Genomic DNA, 23,287 nt, shown 5'->3' with positions numbered 1-23,287 from the left:
CCGCGGACGATGGCGGGGCCGGGGCCGGGGGCGGAGCCGCGGACGATGGCGGGGCCGGGGCCGGGGGCGGAGCCGCGGACGATGGCGGGGCCGAGGGCGGAGCCAGGGCCGAGGGCGGAGCCGGGGCCGGGGCCGGGGGCGGAGCCGCGGACGATGGCGGGGCCGGGGCCGGGGGCGGAGCCGCGGACGATGGCGGGGCCGGGGCCGGGGGCGGAGCCGCGGACGATGGCGGGGCCGAGGGCGGAGCCAGGGCCGGGTCCGGGTCCGGGGCGGGTGGCGATTTCACGTTCGGGGAGCCCGAACAGTCCGAGCCGCTCGGGGTCGTCTACCCGGCGACCCTGGAGGAACCGCGGCCCGAGCGTCTGGTCGTACGCGATGTGGCACGCGGCGAGTGGCGCCTCGAGGTCGATCCGCGCTACGGCGGCACCCGGGTCTACCCGGACGGGCTCGAGTTCACCGAGGACGCCCTGGAGACGTACACGATCAACGAGAAGGACCCGCTGAGCGCCCGTACCCGCTCGGACTGGACGATCCGGCTGCACCGGCCGGAGCTCGGCTGGGACGCCCGGGTCGAGACGCGTTCCGAGATCAGCTGCGACGCGGAGTCCTTCCTCGCCTCCAACGAGGTGATCTGCCGGGAGGGCGAGGAGGTCGTCTTCCACCGCACCTGGGAGCGGCGGATTCCGCGCACTGCGGGGTGAGGGGCGCTGCGCGGCGCCGGGGGGAGTCGCCCCGGGGGCCCGCCGGGGCGGTGCGCCCGCCAGGGGGTGCGCCCGCCAGGGGGTGCGCCCGCCAGGGGGTGCGCCCGCCGGGGGGGCGCCGACCGGAGAGGGGCACCGACCGGGGCGGGGGACGCCAGCCGGGGCGAGGGACGCCGGCCGGGAAGAGGCGGGCCGGCCGGGAAGAGGCGGGCCGGCCAGGAAGAGGCGGGCCGGCCGGAGAGGTGTCGGCCCGCGAAGCGCTAGGCGAAGAGCTCCTCGAGGACGATGGCCACGCCGTCCTCCTCATTCGACAGGGTGACCTGGTCCGCGACCGCCTTCAGCTCGTCGTGCGCGTTGGCCATGGCCACGCCGTGGCCCGCCCAGTGGAACATCGGCACGTCGTTGGGCATGTCCCCGAACGTGATCGTGGCCTCCGCGGCGATGCCCAGGCTCGCGGCGGCGAGCGCGAGACCGGTCGCCTTGTGCACACCGAGCGGCTGCAGCTCCACCGTGCCCGGGCCCGCCATCGTGACCGTGACCAGGCCGTCGGCGGCGGCGCGGGCCGCGGTCGCCAGCTCGTCGTCGGTCAGCGTGGGGTGCCGCATCAGCACCTTGTTGATCGGCTCGCACCACAGTGCCGCCCGGCTGCCCACGCCGACCGCGGGGAGTGTGGGGTGCGGCATCTCGTAGCCCGGCTCGATGAGCATCAGGCCGTCTATCCCGTCCTGGTTGACCGCGGCGAATACCTCCCCGACCTCGGCCTCGATCTTGCCGAGCGCCTGGTCGGCGATCTCCCGGTCCATGGTCAGCGAACTGACCATGGCGTCCGCCCCCGCGTCGTAGACCTGTGCTCCCTGGCCGCAGACGGCAAGGCCGCGGTAGTCGAGCTCGACGAGCAGATGCCGCACCTGCGGCACCGGGCGGCCGGTGACCACGATGTGCTGGGCGCCGGCCGCGGCCGCCTGCGCGAGCGCGGCCCGGGAGCGCACGGAGACGGTGTCACCGTGACGCAGCAGGGTGCCATCCAGATCGGTGGCGATGAGGGAGTACACGGGTGGGGAGGCCATGCACCCAGGATACGGAGACCCTAATAAACCATCCAATAAAGGACTTTAGTCCTAGCGGATCCCGTCTGGTCCCGTAGGACCCCGTCTGCCCCGGACGACCCGCCCCCCCCCTCTTCCCACTCCTCGCCCCACTCCTCGCCCACCCCTCTTCCCGCTCCTCGCCCCACTCCTCGCCCACCCCTCGGCACCCGCTCCGGCAGCCGCGCCGCGGCGGACCTCGAAGCAACTGATCATTTCAACCCGCCGCAGCGGAACCGAAGTTGCCGCTTGTGACGTCAACCTGCGTGTGACCGGGCCCCCTCGGGGCGAGGAAGGCCCGGCGCACCGCACGACCAACCCGCGCACGCCAAGGCCCGACCAGCCGGCTGCGCCACCACGCAAGACACGGGGAAAGGCAAGAGTCGTTTTGTACGAAACGAGTGGATGCATCGAGAAGAGCGCTATACCCCGGCCCCGGGCTCGGGCCGGACACCAGCACCTATTGCGACCCATGACCGCACCGAGGGCACTGCACCCCTCCGCTCCCCCCACGCCGCCAGGAGAGCCGAGGGCACTGCACCCCTCGACTCCCCCCACGCCGCCAGGAGAGCCGAGGGCACTGCGCCCCTCGACTCCCCCCACGCCGCCAGGAGACCCCTCGGGCATCGCGCAGCTCACCCCGCGTGAGCGCCAAGTGCTCGCGCTGGTCAGCCAAGCCGCGCAGAACCGTGAGATAGCCGGACGCCTCGGCATCGCCGAACGCACGGTCAAGGCCCATCTCGCCAACCTGATGGGCAAGATCGACGTCGAGACCCGTATCCAGGCCGCGATCTTCGCCTACGCCCACCACCACGCCCTCATCCGCCCGGCACCGCGCGAGGCCGGCAACCGACAGGCCACCGGCCGCTAGACCACCGGCCGCCAGGGCAACGACCGCCTGGGCAACGACCGCCTGGGCAGCGTCCCATAGGGCAGTGACCATCCGGGCAATGACCCATGGGGCAGCGGCCATTCAGGCAATGACTATTCGGGCAACACCCGTACGGGCAATGGCGAATAAGGCGGCGAATAAGCCGACCACCCCCAAGGGCAATGCCCCGGCGGGCAGTTGCCCGAAGATCCAATAGCGACGCGGACCGCACTCGGCGAGAATTCTTCATGGCCGAGCGGAAAAGCCGGTCAGGACGCACCTGTTCGCCATCCATCCCATATGCCAGGGCAGGTGCGTCCGTTGCTGCGATTCAGTCTGCTCTGTCGGTGCGATTGAGCGCGATTCAGTGCGATTCAGTGCGATGAGGAGTTCTGCCATGAACAAGAAGATGCGTATAACCGCCGCTACCATTACCGCCGCCGTCGCCCTCGGTGTCGCCGCCCCGATGGCCTCCGCTGCCGAGTCCGCCCGTACCCCTGCCGTCTCCTCCGTGCAGGTCGGCGCGGTGACCAACGCCGGTGCCGTGAACAGCATCTCCGCCGCGAGCCTCAAGGCCGCCGATGTCCAGGGCGCCGACGCCCTGAAGGGTGGCGTCGCGGCCAAGGGCAACACTGCCGACAAGATCGCCAAGAAGGTCCTGAAGTACATCAAGAAGAAGTTCCCCAAGCAGTACGCCGCGGCGAAGAAGGCCGCCAAGAAGGGCTACGGCCACTTCAAGAAGTGGGTGAAGAGCCTCAGCCGCCTGAACCCGGTCCGTATCGTTCTTGAGAAGCTGGACAAGAAGGTCATCCAGGTCATCATCAAGTACCTGCGCGCCCTCTGATCTTTTCTCTCCCCCGACACTGTGTCCCGCCGGCCCTGCCCGGCGGGACACAGTGCTTCACGCCTATGCGGCTCCCACCGCGCTCTTCGCTCTTCACCTACGAAGCGTGCGCCGCCGCCAGATGTTTCACCAGCCGCGGCGAGGCGAACTCCGTGCCGCATACGAACCGCATCACCGGTCCGTACGACGCCGCGGCCGGCAGTCCCGTGAAGTACAGGCCCGGTACCGACGAGCGATAGCCAGCGCCGAGCCGCGGCGTACCCCGGCTGACCGCGAGGCGGGCACGCAGTCCGTGGCCCAAGAAGCCGAGGGCGGCGAGGTCGACCCGGTAGCCCGTCGCCGCGAGGACATGATCGGCGGAGAGTTCCTTCGTACGGCCCCCGGGGGTCTCGACGGTGAGGACGGGCCGGCCGCCCTCGACCCCGGCCCCCGTGATCGCCCGCACCCGGCTCACATCGACCTTCCCCTCGAACCGGTCCCGCAGCCACCAGGCGCCCAACGGCCCCAGGACACGGCGGACCAGGGAGTGCCTGACCTGCGGCGGCAGGAAGCGGTACAGCTGCGCGTGATAGCTGATGGCATACAGCGACCAGGCACGGCCGAAGGGCGACTCGGGCCGCAGCCGCGGCTGCTCCCAGGGCGGCCCGCCGAATCCGGGGGCGCTTCTGGCCACGACCCGCACCCGCGCGCCCGCTTCGGCGGCGAGGACCGCGCTCTCCAGGGCGGACTGCCCGGCTCCGACGACGATCAGCTCGCGGCCGGCGAACCGCGAAAGGCCGCTGTGCTGGGAACTGTGCGAGACGGGCCCTGTGGGGGTGGGCCCGTCCGGCACCGCGGCCGCCAACTCGGCGGGCAGATGGGCGAAGTGGGACAGTCCGGTGGCGACGACCACGGCACACGCCGTGAACTGCTCACCCGAGTCCAGCTTCAGGTCGAAGCCCCAGGCGGCCCTGCGGTCCACCGACACCACCCGCACCTGTTCGACGCCGGGCACCAGGCGCTCCTGGAACCACTGCCCGTACGCGATGAACGTCTCGACCGGGATGAGGTCCTCGTCCGTGACGAGCCGGGGGATCCCGGCGGCGTCGCAGTAGTCGGCGAGGCGGTGCCCCGGCTGTGGTGCGTCGATGGTGGAGGCGGCCGGGGTGGACTTGAGGAGCATGCCTTCGGGCATGTGCTCCCGCCAGCTCACCATCGGCTCCCCGAAGGTCCGCACGGGTATGCCGCGGGCGCGCAGATGCGCCGCGGTGGACAGGCCGAACGGCCCCGCCCCGATCACCGCTACCGGCTGAATCACGAATTCCCCTCCCCTGGGCGTGATGTGCCTTCGTCTCTGCGTACGGTCCCCCGGGGCGCCCCCGCACCCCGATGGGTCCGCCACATCTGGAAGAGATGCTTCACCCCCGGACGCACAAAGCGGAGCAGCATCGTGAAGAACGGCTTGAGGTCGTCCCTCGCGAGCCAGGCGAGTTCCGTGTCGCAGGCGTGCGTCGGGGCGTGCGGTGTGGTGTAGCCGCTGCGGCGGTACGCGGCGAACGCGGGCAGGTCGATGTTCTCCACGAGGTAGCGGTGCCCGGCGCGCTGTTCCCCCTCGGGGACTCCCCGGCCGGTGAGATGCAGATGCTGGGCGCGCACCACATCGATACCCGCCTCGTTCTCGAACAGCCGGAACTGCGCGCCCATCCGCGGATTGAAGTCGAGGAGTTTGTACCGCCCGTCCCGCCGGTCGAAGCGCAGATCGAGGTCGATGATCCCGCTGAACCCGATCTGCTTGATGAACTGACCGGCTAGATCTGCCAGTTCGGGGTTGTCGACGACATACGCGCTGGCCGTCATGCCCGCGTGCGGCGGCCACGAGCGCACCTTCACCCCGGTGAACATCGCGAGCGGTGTGGAGTCCTGGTCGAAGTAGGCGTGCACGATCCAGTCCTCCGCCTCCTCCCTCGGCAGATACTCCTGCAGGATCACCCCCGGGCTCGGGCCCCAGCCACGGGCCAGGGCGAGCAGCCGCTCGGCGCTGTCGACCCTGGTGGTGCCACCGACCGCGGGCCGTCTTCTGCGGACGAAGGCCTCCAAGTTCTTCACCACGACCGGGAAACGGGCACACGCGGCGAAGGTCTCGATATCGGCGTACGACTGCGGGAAGCCGGCCTCGGGCGAGGGCACCCCGTGCTGCGTGCACAGCTCGTGCAGCCCTCGCTTGCTGGCGAGCCGCCGGGGCAACTCGGGCTCTGTGCGCGGAAAGAGGAACTCGCCCTTCAGCTCCTCCTGGTGCTCGGCGATGAGGACGGCGGCCTCTTCGTCGGTAGGGATCAGCACGCTGGGCCGGCCGATCCGCCGGCCGATCCGAAGCAGCCCTTCGACAAGCTGCTCCGGCGGCTCGGTCCCGGTGGTCGGCCAGGGGTACGCACCGCGCAGATAGCGGGAGAGCGCGGCCGGGGTCCAGCGGTCCTCGGTGATGGCGTACATGGGCACGCCGAGTCTGCCCAGACTGCGGATCGCCCCCACCCCGCCATGGTGCAACGGGTAGTTGCCGATCTTCACGATCAGGCCCGGTACCTCCCGGTCCGCCCGGCACGAGGCACGACCGCCCGCCCCCCACTGCCGGCCCGCCCGATTCCCACTCGCCTGATCCCTGCTCGCGCGATACCTGTTCGCGCGATACCTGTTCGCGCCCTTCCTACTGGCACGCTTCCCTCTCGCGCGCTCGCCACCACCACGCTCGCCACCACGTGCCCCGTCCGCACGCTCCCCGCCCGCACGTTCCAAGATGGACCAAGCCCCCTGACCGAGCCCGCCGTCCGTCCACGCGCCGCATGCTTCCCGCGCGCGGCCTGCCCCCACTTACGACACGGTCCCCTCACCCACCGCGTCCCCCCGGCGACGCTAAGCCGGAACACTTCACTCCAGCAAGACTTTTCCGGACATTGCGAACTCTTTAGGCACTGCCGTCACGGGCATCCCTCGACGTAACGTGTGGACCACCTGACGAAGGAAAGTGAGGCAGCGACCCATGCCCGAGCAGTCCCCGCTCGACCTTCCCGAGGGCGACCCCTTCGGCCCGCACAATCTCCCCTACGGTGTCTTCTCCCTGCCCGGGGACGACCGGCGCAGGGTCGGTGTCCGTCTGGGCTCCCATGTGCTCGACGCCGGGGCCGCCGCGCACGCACTCGGCTCGCCCTATGCCTCGCTGCTCGCGCAACCGACCCTCAACCCGCTGCTCGCGGGCGGCCGCCAGACCTGGAGCGATGTCCGCCGCGCGCTGACCGCCTGGGTGACCGTGCCGGCCCACCGCGAGGCGGTGGAGCCGCTGTTCCACGCCCTGCCGGATGTGACCCTGCACCTCCCCTTCGAGGTCGCGGACTATGTCGACTTCTACGCCAGCGAGAACCACGCCACCAATCTGGGCAAGCTCTTCCGCCCCGACTCACCCGGCCTGCTGCCCAACTGGAAGCATCTGCCGGTGGGTTACCACGGGCGGTCCGGCACCGTCGTGGTCTCCGGTACTGATGTGGTGCGCCCCTGCGGTCAGCGCAAGGCACCCTCGGCCACGGAGCCGTCCTTCGGCCCCTCCGCCAAGCTGGACATCGAAGCCGAGGTCGGCTTCGTGGTGGGCGCCCCATCGGCGCTCGGCACCGCGGTGCCCCTGTCCTCCTTCCGTGATCATGTCTTTGGCCTCTGCCTGCTCAACGACTGGTCGGCCCGGGACATCCAGCCCTGGGAGTACGTGCCCCTCGGCCCCTTCATCGCCAAGTCGTTCGCCACCTCCGTCTCCGCCTGGATCACTCCTCTCGAAGCCCTGGACGCCGCCCGCGTCGCTCCGCCGGCGCGTGACGTCCAGGTGCTGCCCTACCTGGACGACAGCGATGAGGACGAGCCCGGCGGCTTCGATCTGCACATCACCGTCGCCCTGAACGGCGAGGTCGTCTCCGAGCCGCCGTTCGCCGGGATGTACTGGACGGCGGCGCAGATGCTGTCCCACATGACCGTGGGCGGCGCCACCCTGCGCACGGGCGACCTGTACGGCTCGGGAACGGTCAGCGGCACCGAGCCCCACCAGCGCGGCTCCCTGATCGAGCTCACCTGGAACGGCACCGAGCCCCTCGAACTCCCCACCGGCAAGCGGACGTTCCTCGAGGACGGCGACGAGGTCACCATGACGGCCTGGGCTCCCGGACCCGACGGCGTCCGTGTGGGCCTCGGCGAGGTCACCGGCCGCATCGGCCCGGCCCGCACCACCACCTGACACCCCCGGGCGCCCGGACCCGCACAGGCCGACCGGACAGGCTGCGCAGACCGACCCGGACAGGCCGTACAGTCCACACAGGCCGCACAGGCCTCCCCGGACAGAGCGCCCCGAACAGACCGCTTGTATCGAGCAGTTGACACAAGATCCCCGGCCGGGCTTCTTGTGCTCACCACTTGATACAAGTGGTCTGTTCGCACTCACGGGGCCCACCATGCTCGACACCGCCACGCCCGCTGGTCCGGCCTCGCCATCCTGGCCTGGTCCCTCCTGACCCTCGCCTTCCCCCAAGGCCTGGACGCGGTCCGCGCGGCACTCGACGAGACCTGAGGGCGGCCCCGGGCGGGCCATGAGCTGCTCGCCGGCCCGCCCCGCCCAGCCGGCCCGGTCTACCCCTCGAAGCCCTCAAGCACGCCCAGCACTCCCTCCCCCCAAGTGATCAGCTTCTTCTCGCCCACTCCGCTGATACCGCCCAACTCGCCCACCGTGCTGGGGCGGGCGAGGGCGATCTCCCGGAGCGTGGCGTCGTGGAAGATGACATAGGCGGGCACTCCCTGCTCCCGGGCCTGCTCGGCACGCCAGGCACGCAGCGCCTCGAACAGCGGCAGCGCCTCCTCGGGCAGGTCGACCGGCGCCTTGGCCTTGCGCTCCCCCTTGCCCGCGGCGCCGGAACCCCGCGCGGCGGTCTTCTTCGGCTCCTTGCGCAGCGGCACTTCGCGCCTGCGGCCGAGCACCTCACCGCTCTCCTCGGTGAGCACCAGCGTGCTGTACTCCCCCTCGACCGCGAGGAGGCGCTGGGCCAGCAACTGGCGCACCACACCCCGCCATTCGGCCTCCGAGAGCTCCTCGCCGATACCGAAGACCGACAGCTGGTCGTGGTCGAAACGGATGACCTTGGCGGTCTTGCGTCCGAGCAGAATGTCCACGATCTGGCCGACGCCGAACTTCTGCCGGCGCTCCCGGTCCAGGCGCACGACCGTCGACAGCACCTTCTGCGCCGCCACTGTGCCGTCCCAGGTCTCCGGGCGGCTGAGGCAGGTGTCGCAGTTGCCGCAGCCCGAAGTGCCGGGCTCCTGGCCGAAGTACGCAAGGAGCTGGGCGCGGCGGCACTCGACGGTCTCGCACAGCGCCAGCATCGAGTCCAGATGAGCCGCCGCCCGCCGCTGGAAGGCCTCGTCGCCCTCACCGCTCTGGATCAGCCTGCGCTGCTGGACCACGTCATTGAGGCCGTACACCATCCAGGCCGTGGACGGGAGTCCGTCGCGGCCTGCGCGACCCGTCTCCTGGTAGTACCCCTCCACCGACTTCGGCAGGTCGAGGTGGGCGACGAAGCGCACGTCCGGCTTGTCGATACCCATGCCGAAGGCGATGGTCGCCACGACCACGAGGCCGTCCTCCCGCAGGAAGCGGGACTGGTGGGTGGCGCGGGTGCCCGCGTCCAGACCCGCGTGGTACGGGACGGCCTCCACGCCGTTACGGCAGAGGAACTCGGCTGTCTTCTCCACGGAGTTGCGCGAGAGGCAGTAGACGATGCCGGCGTCTCCCGGGTGCTCCTCGCGCAGGAAGCGGAGGAGCTGCTTCTTCGGCTCGTCCTTCGGCACGATGCGGTACTGGATGTTCGGCCGGTCGAAGCTGGCCTCGAAGTGCCGCGCGTCGGGCATGCCGAGCCGCTCGGTGATCTCGCGGTGGGTGGCCCGGGTCGCCGTCGCCGTCAGGGCGATCCGTGGCACGTCGGGCCAGCGCTGGCCGAGCAGCGAGAGCGCCAGATAGTCGGGCCGGAAGTCGTGGCCCCACTGGGCCACGCAGTGCGCCTCGTCGATGGCGAAGACCGAGATCTTCGCCCGCCCGATGAGGTCGAGCGTGGTGTCGAGACGCAGCCGCTCGGGCGCCAGATAGAGCAGGTCGAGCTCTCCGGCGAGCAGCTCCGCCTCGACCAGGCGGCGCTCCTCGAAGTCCTGCGTCGAGTTGATGAACCCCGCGCGCACCCCGAGGGCCCGCAGCGCGTCCACCTGGTCCTGCATCAGCGCGATCAGCGGCGAGATCACCACTCCCGTGCCGGGTCTGACCAGGGCCGGGATCTGATAGCAGAGCGACTTGCCGCCGCCCGTGGGCATCAGCACCACGGCGTCGCCGCCGTCGATGACATGCTCGATGACGGCTTTCTGCTCGCCGCGGAAGCTGTCGTACCCGAAGACGCGGTGGAGCGTGCTCAGCGCATCGCTCCCCGTCACCTTCACCGCGTCCTCATCCATCACCGCAGTCCCGTCCATCGCCTGGCCCCCGTAAGCCGTCGTTCGATCTCGACAGCCACGATAGGCCTCCCGGCCGACACACCCCGAAAGTTATCCACAGGCTGGGGGTATCGGTATGAAAAAGCCGTGGGAACAGCTCCGAAAACGCCGCTGCCCGGCACCTCCACGGAAGTGCCGGGCAGCGAAACACGCAGAAGCGGTCGGGGTCAGCGCACGAAGACCCCGGCCTGGTTCGCCAGATCCAGGAAGTACTGCGGGGCCACACCGAGGACCAGCGTGACCGCGACACCGACGCCGATCGCCGTCATCGTCAGCGGCGACGGCACCGCGACCGTCGGGCCCTCTGCCTTCGGCTCGCTGAAGAACATCAGAACGATCACGCGGATGTAGAAGAACGCCGCGATGGCCGACGAGATCACACCGACCACGACGAGCGCGCCTGCCCCGCCCTCGGCCGCCGCCTTGAACACCGCGAACTTCCCCGCGAACCCGGAGGTCAGCGGGATACCCGCGAAGGCGAGCAGGAACACCGCGAAGACCGCGGCCACCAGCGGTGAACGCCGCCCGAGACCGGCCCACTTGGACAGGTGGGTGGCCTCGCCGCCCGCGTCGCGCACCAGCGTGACCACCGCGAAGGCGCCGATCGTCACGAAGGAGTAGGCGCCCAGGTAGAAGAGCACCGACGAGATGCCGTCGGGGGTGGTGGCGATGACACCGGCGAGGATGAAACCGGCGTGCGCGATCGAGGAGTACGCAAGGAGCCGCTTGATGTCGGTCTGTGTGATGGCGACGATCGCACCGACCAGCATGGTGAGGATCGCGACGCCCCACAGCACCGGCCGCCAGTCCCAGCGCAGGCCGGGCAGCACCACGTACAGCAGACGAAGGAGCGCGCCGAAGGCCGCGACCTTGGTCGCTGCCGCCATGAAGCCGGTGACGGGAGTGGGCGCGCCCTGGTAGACGTCCGGGGTCCACATGTGGAACGGCACCGCGCCGACCTTGAAGAGCAGCCCCATGAGGATCATGGCGCCGCCGATCAGGAGGAGCGCGTCATTGCCCATGGTGTCGGCGAGGGCCGGGTCGATGTTCTGCACGGTGCCGTCGACGACGCCGGCGATACCGGCGTACGAGACGGTGCCCGCGTAGCCGTAGACGAGCGCCACTCCGAAGAGCAGGAACGCCGAGGAGAACGCGCCGAGCAGGAAGTACTTGACCGCGGCCTCCTGCGACATGAGCCGCTTACGGCGGGCCAGGGCGCACATCAGGTACAGCGGCAGCGAGAAGACCTCAAGGGCGATGAAGAGCGTCAGAAGGTCGTTCGCCGAGGGGAAGACCAGCATGCCGCCGATCGCGAACAGGGCGAGCGGGAACACCTCGGTGGTGGTGAACCCGGCCTTGGTGGCGGCCTGTTCGCTGTCACTGCCCGGCACGGACGCGGCCTGCGCCGCGAACGAGTCGACGCGGTTGCCGTGAGCCGCCGGGTCGAGGCGGCGCTCGGCGAAGGTGAAGACGGCGACCAGGCCCGCGAGCAGGATCGTGCCCTGCAGGAACAGGGCCGGGCCGTCGACCGCGATGGCGCCCATGGCGGCGATCTGCGCCTTGGTGGTGCCGTGACCACCCGCCGCGAGCCCGATCACCGCCGCGAAAGCGGCCACCAGGGCGACGACGGTCAGGAAGACCTGCGCGTAATAGCGCGCCTTTCGGGCCACGAAGGCCTCGACGAGGATCCCCACGATCGCGGCGCCGATCACGATCAGCGTGGGCGACAACAGGGCGTACTCGATCTTGGGTGCGTCGATCTTGTCGATCGGCGCCGCCATTGTCCACAGGCTGTGGACGGCTGATGCGCTCACTTGGCCGCCTCCACCTCGGGCTTGGGGTCCTTCTTCTGTACGTCGGACAAGGTGTGGCCCACCGCCGGGTTCACCAGCTCGGTGACCGGCTTCGGATAGACACCGAGGAAGATCAGTAGAGCGATCAGCGGGGCGACGACGGCGAGTTCACGCGCGCGCAGATCCGGCATCTTGGCCACTTCGACCTTGACCGGGCCCGTCATCGTCCGCTGGTACAGGACGAGGGTGTAGAGCGCTGCGAGCACGATGCCGAAGGTGGCGATGATCCCGATCACCGGATAGCGCGCGAACGTGCCGACCAGAACCAGGAATTCACTGACGAACGGCGCGAGCCCCGGCAGCGAGAGCGTGGCCAGGGAGCCCACCAGGAAAGTGCCGGCGAGCACCGGGGCCACCTTCTGCACTCCGCCGTAGTCCGCGATGAGCCGCGAGCCGCGCCGGGAGATCAGGAAGCCCGCGACCAGCATCAACGCGGCCGTCGAAATACCGTGGTTGATCATGTAGAGCGTCGCGCCCGACTGGCCCTGCGAGGTCATCGCGAAGATGCCCATGATGATGAACCCGAAGTGCGAGATCGAGGCATACGCCACCAGGCGCTTGATGTCGCGCTGGCCGACGGCAAGGAGCGCGCCGTACACGATGCTGATCAGCGCGAGCACCAGGATCACCGGAGTCGCCCACTTCGACGCCTCGGGGAACAGCTGGAGGCAGAAGCGCAGCATCGCGAAGGTGCCGACCTTGTCGACCACCGCCGTGATCAGTACGGCGACCGGGGCGGTGGCCTCACCCATGGCGTTGGGCAGCCAGGTGTGCAGTGGCCACAGGGGCGCCTTGACCGCGAAGGCGAAGAAGAAGCCGAGGAACAGCAGGCGTTCCGTATTGGTCGCCATCTCCAGTTCGCCGCTGGCACGGGCCGCCGCGATCTCCTGGAGCGAGAAGTTGCCCGCCACCACATAGAGACCGATGACCGCGGCCAGCATGATGAGGCCGCCGACGAGGTTGTAGAGGAGGAACTTCACGGCGGCGTAGGAACGCTGGGCCGCCGCCTTCTCGTCGCTGCCCGCGTGGGCGCGGTCTCCGAAGCCGCCGATGAGGAAGTACATCGGGATGAGCATGGCTTCGAAGAGGATGTAGAAGAGGAAGACGTCGGTGGCCTCGAAGGAGAGGATCACCATCGCCTCGACCATCAGGATCAGGGCGAAGAAGCCCTGCGTGGGCCGCCACCTCCCCGTGGCGACGCTGCCCTCGGACGCGGCGCCGGTCTCCTGCGGGTCGGCGTCGTGCCAGCCCGCGAGGATCACAAACGGGATGAGCAGCGCGGTGAGGCCGATCAGGGCGACACCGATACCGTCCACGCCCAGTTCGTAGCGGACCCCGAAGTCCGCGATCCAGGCGTGCGATTCGGTGAGTTGGTAGCGGTCGCCGCCCGGCGTGAAGCGGACGCCGACGACGCCCGCCAGGACCAGGGTGACGAGCGAGAAGAACAGCGCCAGCCACTTCGCGGCGGTGCGCCGGGCGGCCGGGACGGCGGCGGTGACGATCGCACCGATCGCCGGCACCGCTGCCGTCGCTGTCAGGAGGGGAAAGGACATCGTGATCAGACCGCCCTCATCAGCAGGGTCGCGGCAATGAGTACCGCCGTACCGCCCAACATCGAGACCGCGTAGGAGCGGGCGAAGCCGTTCTGCAGCTTGCGCAGCCTCCCGGAGAGCCCGCCGAAGCCGGCCGCCGTGCCGTTGACGACTCCGTCGACCAGGGAGTGGTCGACGTACACCAGGGACCGTGTGAGGTGCTCGCCGCCGCGGACCAGGACCACATGGTTGAAGTCGTCCTGGAGCAGGTCACGGCGGGCCGCCCGGGTGAGCAGCGAGCCGCGCGGGGCGGTGACGGGAACGGGCCTGCGGCCGTACATCAGATACGCGATCCCGGCGCCCAGAAGCAGCACCACGACCGTGGAGGCCGTGATCGCCGGGACGCTGATCACCGGGTGCGGGTGCTCGAACTGGGTCACCGGCTCGAGCCACTTCACAAAGGCTTCGTTCAACGAGAAGAGGCCGCCGGCGAAGACCGAGCCGAAGGCGAGCACGATCATCGGGATCGTCATCGACTTGGGCGACTCGTGCGGGTGCGGCATCTCGCCGCCGTGGCCGTCCGCCGCCGGCTCGGCGCTGGGCGCCTTGTCCGGGTCGGGCGACGGCTGCCAGCGCTTCTCGCCGAAGAAGGTCATGATCATTACGCGGGTCATATAGAAGGCGGTGATGCCCGCGCCGAGCAGGGCCACGCCGCCGAAGATCCAGCCGCGGATGCCGTCGTCGTAGGCGAACGCCGCCTCGATGATCTTGTCCTTGGACCAGAAGCCGGACAGCCCCGGGAATCCGATGATCGCCAGATAGCCGAGCCCGAAGGTGACGAAGGTGATCGGCATGTACTTCCGCAGGCCGCCGTACTTGCGCATGTCGACCTCGTCGTTCATGCCGTGCATGACCGAACCGGCACCGAGGAAGAGCCCGGCCTTGAAGAAGCCGTGCGTCACCAAGTGCATGATCGCGAAGGCGTATCCGATGGGGCCGAGGCCCGCCGCCAGGATCATGTAGCCGATCTGCGACATGGTCGAGCCGGCGAGTGCCTTCTTGATGTCGTCCTTGGCGCAACCGACGATCGCACCGAAGAGCAGCGTCACGGCGCCGACGATCACCACTGCGAGCTGTGCGTCCGGCGCCGCGTTGAAGATCGCGCCGGAGCGGGTGATCAGATAGACGCCCGCGGTCACCATCGTCGCCGCGTGGATCAGGGCCGAGACCGGAGTCGGGCCCTCCATCGCGTCCCCGAGCCAGGACTGCAGCGGCACCTGGGCCGACTTGCCGCACGCGGCGAGCAGCAGCATCAGGCCGATGGCGGTCAGCTTGCCCTCGCTGGTCTCGCCCGTCGCTTCGAGCACCGGGCCGAAGGCGAAGGAGCCGAACGTCGTGAACATCAGCATGATCGCGATCGAGAGGCCCAGATCGCCGACGCGGTTGACCAGGAAGGCCTTCTTCGCGGCGGTGGCCGCGCTGGGCTTGTGCTGCCAGAAGCCGATGAGCAGGTACGACGCCAGACCGACGCCTTCCCAGCCGACGTAGAGCAGCAGGTAGTTGTCGGCGATGACGAGCAGCAGCATCGCCGCCAGGAACAGGTTCAGATAGCCGAAGAAGCGGCGGCGCCGCTCGTCGTGCTCCATGTACCCGATCGAGTAGACGTGGATCAGGGAGCCCACGCCGGTGATCAGGAGCACGAACGTCATCGACAGCTGGTCCAGCTGGAAGCTGACGTCCGCCTGGAAGCCCTCGACCGGGATCCAGCTGAACAGGAACTGGTGCATGGCGCGGTGTTCCGCGTCCTTGCCGAGCATGTCGGTGAAGAGCAGCACGCCGACGACGAAGGAGGCGGCCGCGAACAGGGTGCCGATCCAGTGGCCGATGCGATCCAACCGACGCCCGCCGCACAGCAGTACGGCCGCTCCGAGCAGAGGCGCCGCTACCAGCAGCGCAATCAGGTTCTCTGTATTCACGGTTCTAGCGACCCCTCACAGCTTCATCAGGCTGGCGTCGTCGACCGAGGCCGAGTGGCGGGAACGGAACAGGGACACGATGATCGCGAGCCCCACCACGACCTCCGCGGCGGCGACAACCATCGTGAAGAACGCGATGATCTGTCCGTCGAGGTTGCCGTGCATCCGGGAGAAGGCGACGAACGCGAGGTTGCAGGCGTTCAGCATCAGCTCCACGCACATGAAGACCACGATGGCGTTCCGCCTGATCAGCACTCCGGAGGCGCCGATCGCGAACAACAGGGCGGCGAGATAGAGGTAGTTGACGGGGTTCACTTCGCGGCCTCCTCTTCGCGGCCCCTGCCGAGCCGGTCCTCGGAGCGCTGCTCGAGGGCCTTCAGATCCTTCAGCGCGTCATTCGACACATCGCGGATCTGGCCGCGCTCACGCAGCGTCCTGTTGACCGTGAGCTCGGACGGGGTGCCGTCCGGGAGCAGGCCCGCGATGTCCACGGCGTTGTGCCGGGCGTAGACACCAGGGGCGGGCAGCGGCGGCAGGTGCTTGCCGTCGCGCACACGCTGCTCGGCCATCTCGCGCTGGGTCTTGGCGCGCTCGGTGCGCTCGCGGTGCGTGAGCACCATGGCGCCGACGGCGGCGGTGATGAGCAGTGCGCCGGTGATCTCGAAGGCGAAGACGTACTTGGTGAAGATCAGGGCCGCCAGCCCTTCGACGTTGCCCCCGGCGTTGGCCTGGCCCAGGCCGTTGAACTCCTTGATGGAGGCGTTCCCGATGCCGCCGACGAGCAGCACCGCGAAGCCGAGGCCGCACAGGGCGGCCAGCCAGCGCTGGCCCTTGATGGTCTCCTTCAGGGAGTCGGCGGCGGTGACGCCGACCAGCATGACCACGAAGAGGAACAGCATCATGATCGCGCCGGTGTAGACGACGACCTGCACGATGCCGAGGAAATAGGCGCCGTTGGCGAGGTAGAAGACCGCCAGGATGATCATGGTCCCGGCCAGGCAGAGCGCGCTGTGCACGGCCTTCTTCATGAAGACGGTGCACAGGGCGCCGATCACCGCGACCGTGCCGAGCACCCAGAACTGGAAGGCCTCGCCGGTGGATGTGGCGTAGGCGGCGAGCGTGCTCATCGGCCGACCACCTTCTCCGAGGCCGGCTCATCGGGCCCGAAGGTCGAGGAGGCCTCCTGGACCACCTCGCCCTTGGAGAGGGCGACTTGGGGCTCCGTGCCCGGGGCCGCCTCGGTCACCAGGCCGCGGTAGTAATCCGTCTCGTCCATGCCCGGGTAGATCGCGTGCGGGCTGTCGACCATGCCCTCGTCGAGGCCGGCGAGCAGCTGCTCCTTGGTGTAGATCAGGCTGGCGCGGCTGGAGTCGGCGAGCTCGAATTCGTTCGTCATCGTCAACGCGCGCGTGGGGCACGCTTCGATGCACAGGCCGCACAGGATGCAGCGGGCGTAATTGATCTGGTAGACGCGGCCGTAGCGCTCGCCCGGGGAGTAGCGCTCCTCTTCGGTGTTGTCCGCGCCCTCCACATAGATGGCGTCGGCCGGACAGGCCCAGGCGCACAACTCGCAGCCCACGCACTTCTCCAGGCCGTCCGGGTGCCGGTTCAGCTGGTGCCGGCCGTGGAAGCGCGGCGCCGTGGTCTTCTGCTGTTCCGGGTACTGCTCGGTCAGCCGCTTCTTGAACATGGCCTTGAAGGTCACGCCGAAGCCGGCCACGGGGTTCTGGAACCCCTGTGCCGTGTCCTTGGCCTCGCCCGACCCGGCGGGCTCGCCGGACTCGATGGACTTCCTGGATTGCTCAGACACCGTCAGCCTCCTTTCCGTCACTGGCAGTATCGACGCCACCACTGACAATCAACTCCCGCTCCTGGCGCGAGCGTCGGCGTGGCACGGGCGGCAGGCTCTGACCCGGCAGTGGAGGCACCGGGAATCCGCCTGCCATGGGATCGAAGGCGACGGGTTCCTGTTCGGCCTTCGCCACATCCGCCTCGGCCTTCTCCCGCTTGTCGCGGAAGATGTCGACGACGAAGGAGAGCAACAGGACGGCCAGGACTCCGCCGCCGACGTACAGCACGATCTCCGAGAAGTCGTAGTTCTCGTTCCGAAGCGTGCGCACGGTGGCGACCAGCATCAGCCAGACCACCGAGACCGGGATGAGCACCTTCCAGCCGAGCTTCATCAGCTGGTCGTAGCGCACGCGTGGCAGCGTGCCGCGCAGCCAGATGAAGAAGAACAGCAGCAGCTGGACCTTCACGATGAACCAGAGCATCGGCCACCAGCCCTGGTTCGCGCCTTCCCAGAAGGTGCTGATCGGCCAGGGTGCGCGCCAGCCGCCCAGGAAGAGCGTGGTGGCCACGGCCGAGACCGTCACCATGTTCACGTACTCGGCGAGCATGAAGAGCGCGAACTTGATGGAGCTGTACTCGGTGTTGAAGCCGCCGACGAGGTCGCCCTCGGACTCGGGCATGTCGAACGGGGCGCGGTTGGTCTCGCCGACCATCGTCACGATGTAGAGCAGGAACGACACCGGGAGCAGCAGGATGTACCAGCGGTCGCCCTGCGCCTCCACGATCGTCGAGGTCGACATGGAGCCCGAGTAGAGGAAGACCGACGCGAAGGCGGCGCCCATGGCGATCTCGTACGAGATCATCTGCGCGCAGGAGCGCAGGCCGCCGAGGAGCGGATAAGTCGAGCCCGACGACCAGCCGGCGAGCACGATGCCGTAGATGCCGACGGAGGCGACCGCGAGGATGTAGAGCATCGCGATCGGCAGGTCGGTGAGCTGCATCGTGGTGCGGTGCCCGAAGATCGAGACCTGGTTGTCGGCCGGCCCGAAGGGGATCACCGCGATGGCCATGAAGGCCGGGATCGCCGCGACGACCGGAGCAAGGATGTAGACCACCTTGTCCGCGCGCTTGACGACCAGGTCTTCCTTGAGCATCAGCTTCACGCCGTCGGCGAGGGACTGCAGCATGCCCCAGGGACCGTGCCGGTTGGGGCCTACGCGCAGCTGCATCCAGGCGACGACCTTGCGCTCCCACACGATGGAGAAGAGCACGGTCACCATCAGGAAGGCGAAGCAGAAGACCGCCTTGATCGCGACGAGCCACCAGGGGTCGCGCCCGAACATGGACAGGTCTTCCAGGGCGAGCGGGCTCATGGCCGCCGCGTCCATCACGGTGTGGCTCATGACTGCACCTCCTGGGCCTCAGGGGCGGCGGCCACGGCCGGGCCGATCCGGACGAGATCGCCGGGAAGGGCGCCGGTGTCCGAAGCGACGCCACCACCGGTGGAGTTCAGCGGCAGCCAGACCACCCGGTCGGGCATCCGCGTGACCTGCAGCGGCAGTTGGACCGAGCCGCTCGGGCCGGTGACGGCGAGCACGTCGCCGTTCTTGACGCCCGCCTCGGCCGCGGTGGCCTCGGAGAGCCGGGCGACGGCCGCGTGCCGGGTGCCGGCCAGGGCCTCGTCGCCCTCCTGCAGGCGCCCCTGGTCGAGCAGCAGCCGGTGACCCGAGAGCACCGCCTCACCGGATCCCGGACGCGGCAACTGCCCCGCCGTCTCCAGTGGTTCGGTGGCCCGCGGCCCGCTCCAGGCACCGAGCCGGTCCAGCTCGCGCTGTGCGGTGCGGTTGTCCGGCAGGGCCAGGTGCACGTCCATGGCGTCGGCCAGCATGTGCAGCACGCGCGCGTCCGTGGGCGAAAGAGACCGTGTCATCTGGTCCGGCTTCAGGGCGGCCTCGAACGGCCTTGCCCGGCCTTCCCAGTTGAGGAAAGTGCCCGCCTTCTCGGCGACTGCGGCCACCGGAAGGACGACATCCGCCCGCTCGGTGACCTCGCCGGGCCGCAGTTCGAGGGAGACGACGAAGGCCTCGCGCAGTGCTTCACGCGCGCGTGCCGGGTCGGGCAGATCCGCCACCTCGACGCCCGCGACGACCAGCGCCCGCAGTTCGCCGGTGGCCGCGGCCTCGACGATCTGGCCGGTGTCGCGGCCGTAGCGGTGCGGGAGTTCGGCCACGCCCCAGGCGGCGGCCACCTCTTCACGCGCGCGTGGATCGGTGGCGGGCCGCCCGCCGGGCAGCAGCGACGGCAGCGCGCCGACCTCGAGGGCGCCGCGCTCACCGGCCCGGCGCGGAATCCACACCAGCCGGGCGCCGGTCGCCGACGCCGTCCGCACGGCGGCCGTCAGCGCGCCGGCGACGGCGGCGAGCCGCTCGCCGACGACGATCACGGCGCCTTCGGTACGCAGCGCTTCGGCGGCCTTGGTGCCTTCCTCGCCGAGTCCGACCCCGGAGGCGAGGGCGTCGAGCCACTCGGTCTCCGTGCCGGGAGCGGCGGCGAGGAGGGTGCCGCCGGTCTTCTCCAGACCGCGGGTCGCGTACGGCGCCAGGGCGAAGGTCTTCTGGCCGGTCTTGCGCCAGGCCTTGCGGAGCCTCAGGAAGACGCCGGGCGCCTCCTCCTCGGACTCGAACCCGGCGAGCAGTACCGCGGGCGCCTTCTCCAGGGAGGTGTACGTGACGCCTTCCCCGTCGAGATCACGGCCGCGGCCCGCGACCCGGGCCGCCAGGAAGTCGGCCTCCTCGGCGGAGTGCACGCGGGCACGGAAGTCCACGTCGTTGGTGGCCAGGGCCACGCGCGCGAACTTGCTGTACGCGTAGGCGTCTTCGACGGTGAGACGGCCACCAGTGAGAACACCGGCACGCGCGCGTGCCGCCGTGAGCCCGCGGGCCGCCGCCTCGAGCGCCTCGGGCCAGCTGGCCGCCTCGAGTACGCCGTCCTCATTGCGTACGAGCGGAGTGGTGAGCCGGTCCGGCCGCTGTGCGTAGCGGAAGCCGAAGCGTCCCTTGTCGCAGATCCACTCCTCGTTGACCTCGGGGTCGTCGGCCGCGAGGCGGCGCATGACCTTGCCGCGCCGGTGGTCGCTGCGGGTGGCGCAGCCGCCGGAGCAGTGCTCGCACACCGAGGGCGACGACACGAGGTCGAAGGGGCGCGAACGGAAGCGGTACGCCGCCGAAGTGAGCGCGCCCACCGGGCAGATCTGGATGGTGTTCCCGGAGAAGTACGACTCGAAGGGGTCGCCCTCACCGGTGCCCACCTGCTGCAGCGCGCCCCGCTCGATCAGCTCGATCATCGGGTCGCCCGCGACCTGGTTGGAGAAGCGGGTGCAGCGCGCGCACAGGACACACCGCTCACGGTCGAGCAGCACCTGTGTGGAGATGGGAACGGGCTTTTCGTATGTGCGCTTCTTGCCCTCGAAACGCGATTCGGCCTGGCCGTGCGACATGGCCTGGTTCTGCAGCGGGCACTCGCCGCCCTTGTCGCAGACCGGGCAGTCGAGGGGGTGGTTGATGAGCAGGAGCTCCATCACACCCTTTTGTGCCTTCTCGGCGACCTGCGAGGTCAGCTGCGTCTTGACGACCATGCCGTCGGTGCAGGTGATGGTGCACGACGCCATCGGCTTGCGCTGGCCCTCGACCTCGACGATGCACTGCCTGCAGGCACCGGCCGGGTCGAGCAGCGGGTGGTCGCAGAACCGCGGGATCTCGATGCCGAGCTGCTCGGCGGCGCGGATCACCAGCGTGCCCTTGGGGACGCTGATCTCCACGCCGTCGATGGTCAGCGCGACCAGATCTTCCGGCGGAACCGCCGCCTCCCCGCCCCCGGAGGGAGCATTAGTAGTGACCGTCATGCGTTCACCTCCGTGTGGGTGTCGGCCCGGTCGCTCCAGAGCGTCGACTTGGCCGGGTCGAAGGGGCAGCCCTTGCCGGTGATGTGCTCCTCGTACTCCTCGCGGAAGTACTTGAGGGAGGAGAAGATCGGCGAGGCGGCGCCGTCGCCGAGGGCGCAGAAGGACTTGCCGTTGATGTTGTCGGCGATGTCGTTCAGCTTGTCGAGGTCGGACATGAGGCCCTTGCCCGCCTCGATGTCACGGAGCAACTGCACCAGCCAGTACGTGCCTTCGCGGCAGGGCGTGCACTTGCCGCAGGACTCGTGGGCGTAGAACTCGGTCCAGCGTGTGACGGCGCGTACGACACAGGTGGTCTCGTCGAAGCACTGCAGGGCCTTGGTGCCGAGCATCGATCCGGCGGCACCGACGCCTTCGTAGTCGAGCGGGACGTCCAGGTGCTCGTCGGTGAACATCGGTGTCGAGGAGCCGCCCGGCGTCCAGAACTTGAGCCGGTGGCCCGGCCTCATCCCGCCGCTCATGTCGAGGAGTTGGCGCAGGGTGATGCCGAGCGGGGCCTCGTACTGGCCGGGCGAGGCGACATGGCCGCTGAGCGAGTACAGCGTGAAGCCCGGGGACTTCTCGCTGCCCATCGACTTGAACCAGTCCTTGCCGCGATTCAGGATCGCGGGAACAGACGCGATGGACTCGACGTTATTGACAACAGTGGGGCACGCGTAGAGACCGGCGACCGCAGGGAAGGGGGGACGCAGCCTCGGCTGGCCGCGGCGGCCTTCGAGCGAGTCGAGCAGCGCGGTCTCCTCACCACAGATGTACGCGCCCGCGCCGGCGTGCACGGTGAGTTCGAGGTCGAGTCCGCTGCCCAGAATGTCCTTGCCGAGATAGCCCGCCTCGTATGCCTCACGGACCGCCTCGTGCAACCGCCTTAGTACGGGGACCACTTCACCGCGCAGATAGATGAAGGCGTGGTTCGACCGGATCGCATAACAGGCGATCACAATGCCCTCGATGAGGCTGTGCGGATTGGCGAAGAGGAGCGGGATGTCCTTGCAGGTCCCGGGCTCCGACTCGTCGGCGTTGACAACTAGATAGTGCGGTTTGCCGTCGCCCTGCGGGATGAACTGCCACTTCATCCCGGTGGGGAAGCCCGCTCCGCCACGGCCGCGGAGCCCGGAGTCCTTCACATAGGCGATCAGGTCGTCAGGCGACATGGCGAGGGCCTTGCGCAGCCCCTCGTATCCCTCGTGCCGCTTGTACGTCTCCAGGGTCCAGGGCTTGTCCTCGTCCCAGAACGCCGAGAGGACGGGCGCGAGCAGCTTCTCGGGGCTGGTCTCTCCCCCAGCCTCCGGCTGGGAGGTGCCCCCATAATTCGTGGACACGGACATCACTCCCCCTCCTCGGTGACCGGGCCCTGTGGGTTCGCCGGGTCGGACGCCGAGGTCCGCTGCGGTGCGTCGTGCGAGCTCGGGTGCGTCGCGGGCGGTTCATCACTCGGGTAGCCGGAGGCCCGCGGCGAGACGACCCTGGCCGGGGATGTCTCCCCCTTGGCGAGCCGGAGACCGATCAGGGACGCGGGGCCCGCGCCGCCCGAGGCGTCCACGGCGCCCTGCCGCTCGTCCGGGAAGCCGGCCAGGATGCGGGCGGTCTCCTTGAAGGTGCAAAGGGAGGCACCCCGGGTGGGCTCGACCTCCCGGCCCGCGCGCAGATCGTCGACGAGCTGCTTGGCGGAGTCGGGCGTCTGGTTGTCGAAGAACTCCCAGTTGACCATCACCACGGGCGCGTAGTCGCAGGCGGCGTTGCACTCGATGTGCTCGAGGGTGACCTTGCCGTCCTCGGTGGTCTCGTTGTTGCCGACCCCGAGGTGCTCCTTGAGCTCGTCGAAGATGGCGTCGCCGCCCATGACGGCGCACAACGTGTTGGTGCACACGCCCACTTGGTAGTCGCCGCTCGGCTTGCGCCGGTACATGGAGTAAAAGGTGGCGACCGCGGTGACCTCTGCGGTGGTCAGGCCGAGCACATCCGCGCAGAACTGCATGCCGGTGCGGGTGACATGGCCCTCCTCGGACTGCACCAGGTGCAGCAGCGGCAGCAGCGCCGAGCGGGAGTCCGGGTAGCGGGCGATCACCTCCTTCGCATCGGCTTCGAGCCGGGCGCGTACGTCGGCCGGATAGTCGGGGGCGGGGAGCTGCGGCATCCCCA

At 69.4% G+C, this 23,287-nt stretch carries 17 protein-coding genes and 1 pseudogene; 4 read left to right on the top strand and 14 right to left on the bottom strand.

Annotation, left to right across the window (positions count from 1 at the left end):
- Positions 1-701: pseudogene (locus ACFQVC_RS38330) on the top strand (hypothetical protein); the annotation flags it as partial.
- Positions 702-961: 260 nt separating this feature from the next.
- Here ACFQVC_RS38330 and ACFQVC_RS38325 read toward each other — a convergent pair.
- Entirely contained in the window at positions 962-1,768 is an 807-nt protein-coding gene (locus ACFQVC_RS38325) for an HAD family hydrolase (protein WP_381839845.1), read from the bottom strand.
- A gap of 490 nt (positions 1,769-2,258) precedes the next feature.
- Between ACFQVC_RS38325 and ACFQVC_RS38320 the strand changes: the two genes are divergently transcribed.
- Together ACFQVC_RS38320 and ACFQVC_RS38315 are read left to right on the top strand one after the other, a co-directional pair.
- Entirely contained in the window at positions 2,259-2,657 is a 399-nt protein-coding gene (locus ACFQVC_RS38320) for a helix-turn-helix domain-containing protein (protein WP_381839842.1), read from the top strand.
- Positions 2,658-3,054: 397 nt separating this feature from the next.
- The gene (locus ACFQVC_RS38315) at positions 3,055-3,501 is read left to right on the top strand and encodes a hypothetical protein (RefSeq protein WP_381839839.1); all 447 of its coding nucleotides are present in this window, start codon (positions 3,055-3,057) and stop codon (positions 3,499-3,501) included.
- A 97-nt stretch (positions 3,502-3,598) separates the two neighbouring features.
- Here ACFQVC_RS38315 and ACFQVC_RS38310 read toward each other — a convergent pair whose 3' ends face one another.
- Both ACFQVC_RS38310 and ACFQVC_RS38305 read right to left on the bottom strand, forming a co-directional pair.
- Positions 3,599-4,798, bottom strand: coding sequence for an FAD-dependent oxidoreductase (locus ACFQVC_RS38310; RefSeq protein WP_381839837.1), 1,200 nt, complete (start codon positions 4,796-4,798; stop codon positions 3,599-3,601).
- Positions 4,795-6,045 (bottom strand): carboxylate--amine ligase, encoded by a 1,251-nt coding sequence (locus tag ACFQVC_RS38305; RefSeq protein ID WP_381839834.1) that lies wholly within the window; start codon positions 6,043-6,045, stop codon positions 4,795-4,797. Before ACFQVC_RS38305 ends, ACFQVC_RS38310 begins: the two co-directional genes overlap by 4 nt.
- Before the next feature lie 469 nt (positions 6,046-6,514).
- On the opposite strand from ACFQVC_RS38305, the gene fahA reads away from it, so the two are divergent.
- Positions 6,515-7,747, top strand: a complete 1,233-nt coding sequence (gene fahA, locus ACFQVC_RS38300) for a fumarylacetoacetase (protein ID WP_381839831.1) — start codon at positions 6,515-6,517, stop codon at positions 7,745-7,747.
- Between the two features lie 389 nt (positions 7,748-8,136).
- Here fahA and recQ read toward each other — a convergent pair whose 3' ends face one another.
- The 11 genes from recQ to nuoE form a co-directional block, all read right to left on the bottom strand.
- Positions 8,137-10,017 (bottom strand): DNA helicase RecQ, encoded by a 1,881-nt coding sequence (gene recQ / locus ACFQVC_RS38295; protein ID WP_381839828.1) that lies wholly within the window; start codon positions 10,015-10,017, stop codon positions 8,137-8,139.
- 188 nt (positions 10,018-10,205) lie between these two features.
- Positions 10,206-11,852, bottom strand: a complete 1,647-nt coding sequence (gene nuoN, locus ACFQVC_RS38290; protein ID WP_381839825.1) for an NADH-quinone oxidoreductase subunit NuoN — start codon at positions 11,850-11,852, stop codon at positions 10,206-10,208.
- Positions 11,849-13,444 (bottom strand): NADH-quinone oxidoreductase subunit M, encoded by a 1,596-nt coding sequence (locus ACFQVC_RS38285; RefSeq protein ID WP_381839823.1) that lies wholly within the window; start codon positions 13,442-13,444, stop codon positions 11,849-11,851. Before ACFQVC_RS38285 ends, nuoN begins: the two co-directional genes overlap by 4 nt.
- Before the next feature lie 5 nt (positions 13,445-13,449).
- The gene (gene nuoL / locus ACFQVC_RS38280) at positions 13,450-15,399 is read right to left on the bottom strand and encodes an NADH-quinone oxidoreductase subunit L (protein ID WP_381839820.1); all 1,950 of its coding nucleotides are present in this window, start codon (positions 15,397-15,399) and stop codon (positions 13,450-13,452) included.
- Between the two features lie 15 nt (positions 15,400-15,414).
- Positions 15,415-15,714 (bottom strand): NADH-quinone oxidoreductase subunit NuoK, encoded by a 300-nt coding sequence (gene nuoK, locus ACFQVC_RS38275; protein ID WP_381839817.1) that lies wholly within the window; start codon positions 15,712-15,714, stop codon positions 15,415-15,417.
- Positions 15,711-16,526, bottom strand: coding sequence for an NADH-quinone oxidoreductase subunit J (locus ACFQVC_RS38270; protein ID WP_381839814.1), 816 nt, complete (start codon positions 16,524-16,526; stop codon positions 15,711-15,713). Before ACFQVC_RS38270 ends, nuoK begins: the two co-directional genes overlap by 4 nt.
- Positions 16,523-17,185, bottom strand: coding sequence for an NADH-quinone oxidoreductase subunit NuoI (gene nuoI, locus ACFQVC_RS38265; protein ID WP_381839869.1), 663 nt, complete (start codon positions 17,183-17,185; stop codon positions 16,523-16,525). The genes ACFQVC_RS38270 and nuoI overlap by 4 nt, the downstream gene beginning before the upstream one ends.
- Before the next feature lie 16 nt (positions 17,186-17,201).
- A complete protein-coding gene (gene nuoH, locus ACFQVC_RS38260; protein WP_381839866.1) occupies positions 17,202-18,563 on the bottom strand; it encodes an NADH-quinone oxidoreductase subunit NuoH in 1,362 nt (453 codons plus the stop codon).
- A gap of 26 nt (positions 18,564-18,589) precedes the next feature.
- Positions 18,590-21,091: an NADH-quinone oxidoreductase subunit G gene (locus tag ACFQVC_RS38255; protein ID WP_381839811.1), complete on the bottom strand. Its 2,502-nt coding sequence runs from the start codon at positions 21,089-21,091 to the stop codon at positions 18,590-18,592.
- Positions 21,088-22,473, bottom strand: coding sequence for an NADH-quinone oxidoreductase subunit NuoF (gene nuoF, locus ACFQVC_RS38250; RefSeq protein WP_381839808.1), 1,386 nt, complete (start codon positions 22,471-22,473; stop codon positions 21,088-21,090). The genes ACFQVC_RS38255 and nuoF overlap by 4 nt, the downstream gene beginning before the upstream one ends.
- Positions 22,473-23,282, bottom strand: a complete 810-nt coding sequence (nuoE, locus tag ACFQVC_RS38245) for an NADH-quinone oxidoreductase subunit NuoE (protein ID WP_381839863.1) — start codon at positions 23,280-23,282, stop codon at positions 22,473-22,475. Before nuoE ends, nuoF begins: the two co-directional genes overlap by 1 nt.
- Positions 23,283-23,287 lie beyond the last annotated feature (5 nt).

Source organism: Streptomyces monticola, from assembly GCF_042665355.1.
Taxonomy (GTDB): Bacteria; Actinomycetota; Actinomycetes; order Streptomycetales; family Streptomycetaceae; genus Streptomyces; species Streptomyces monticola.
Note: the sequence above shows the minus strand (reverse complement) of the source record. Positions and strands in the feature narration are given on the sequence as shown.

Coding starts and splice junctions, on each gene's coding strand:
- ACFQVC_RS38325 (WP_381839845.1), bottom strand. CDS start 1,768: ATGGCCTCCCCACCCGTGTACTCCCTCATCGCCACCGATCTGGATGGC.
- ACFQVC_RS38320 (WP_381839842.1), top strand. CDS start 2,259: ATGACCGCACCGAGGGCACTGCACCCCTCCGCTCCCCCCACGCCGCCA.
- ACFQVC_RS38315 (WP_381839839.1), top strand. CDS start 3,055: ATGAACAAGAAGATGCGTATAACCGCCGCTACCATTACCGCCGCCGTC.
- fahA (WP_381839831.1), top strand. CDS start 6,515: ATGCCCGAGCAGTCCCCGCTCGACCTTCCCGAGGGCGACCCCTTCGGC.
- recQ (WP_381839828.1), bottom strand. CDS start 10,017: ATGGACGGGACTGCGGTGATGGATGAGGACGCGGTGAAGGTGACGGGG.
- ACFQVC_RS38285 (WP_381839823.1), bottom strand. CDS start 13,444: ATGTCCTTTCCCCTCCTGACAGCGACGGCAGCGGTGCCGGCGATCGGT.
- ACFQVC_RS38270 (WP_381839814.1), bottom strand. CDS start 16,526: ATGAGCACGCTCGCCGCCTACGCCACATCCACCGGCGAGGCCTTCCAG.
- nuoH (WP_381839866.1), bottom strand. CDS start 18,563: ATGAGCCCGCTCGCCCTGGAAGACCTGTCCATGTTCGGGCGCGACCCC.
- ACFQVC_RS38255 (WP_381839811.1), bottom strand. CDS start 21,091: ATGACGGTCACTACTAATGCTCCCTCCGGGGGCGGGGAGGCGGCGGTT.
- nuoF (WP_381839808.1), bottom strand. CDS start 22,473: ATGTCCGTGTCCACGAATTATGGGGGCACCTCCCAGCCGGAGGCTGGG.
- nuoE (WP_381839863.1), bottom strand. CDS start 23,282: ATGCCGCAGCTCCCCGCCCCCGACTATCCGGCCGACGTACGCGCCCGG.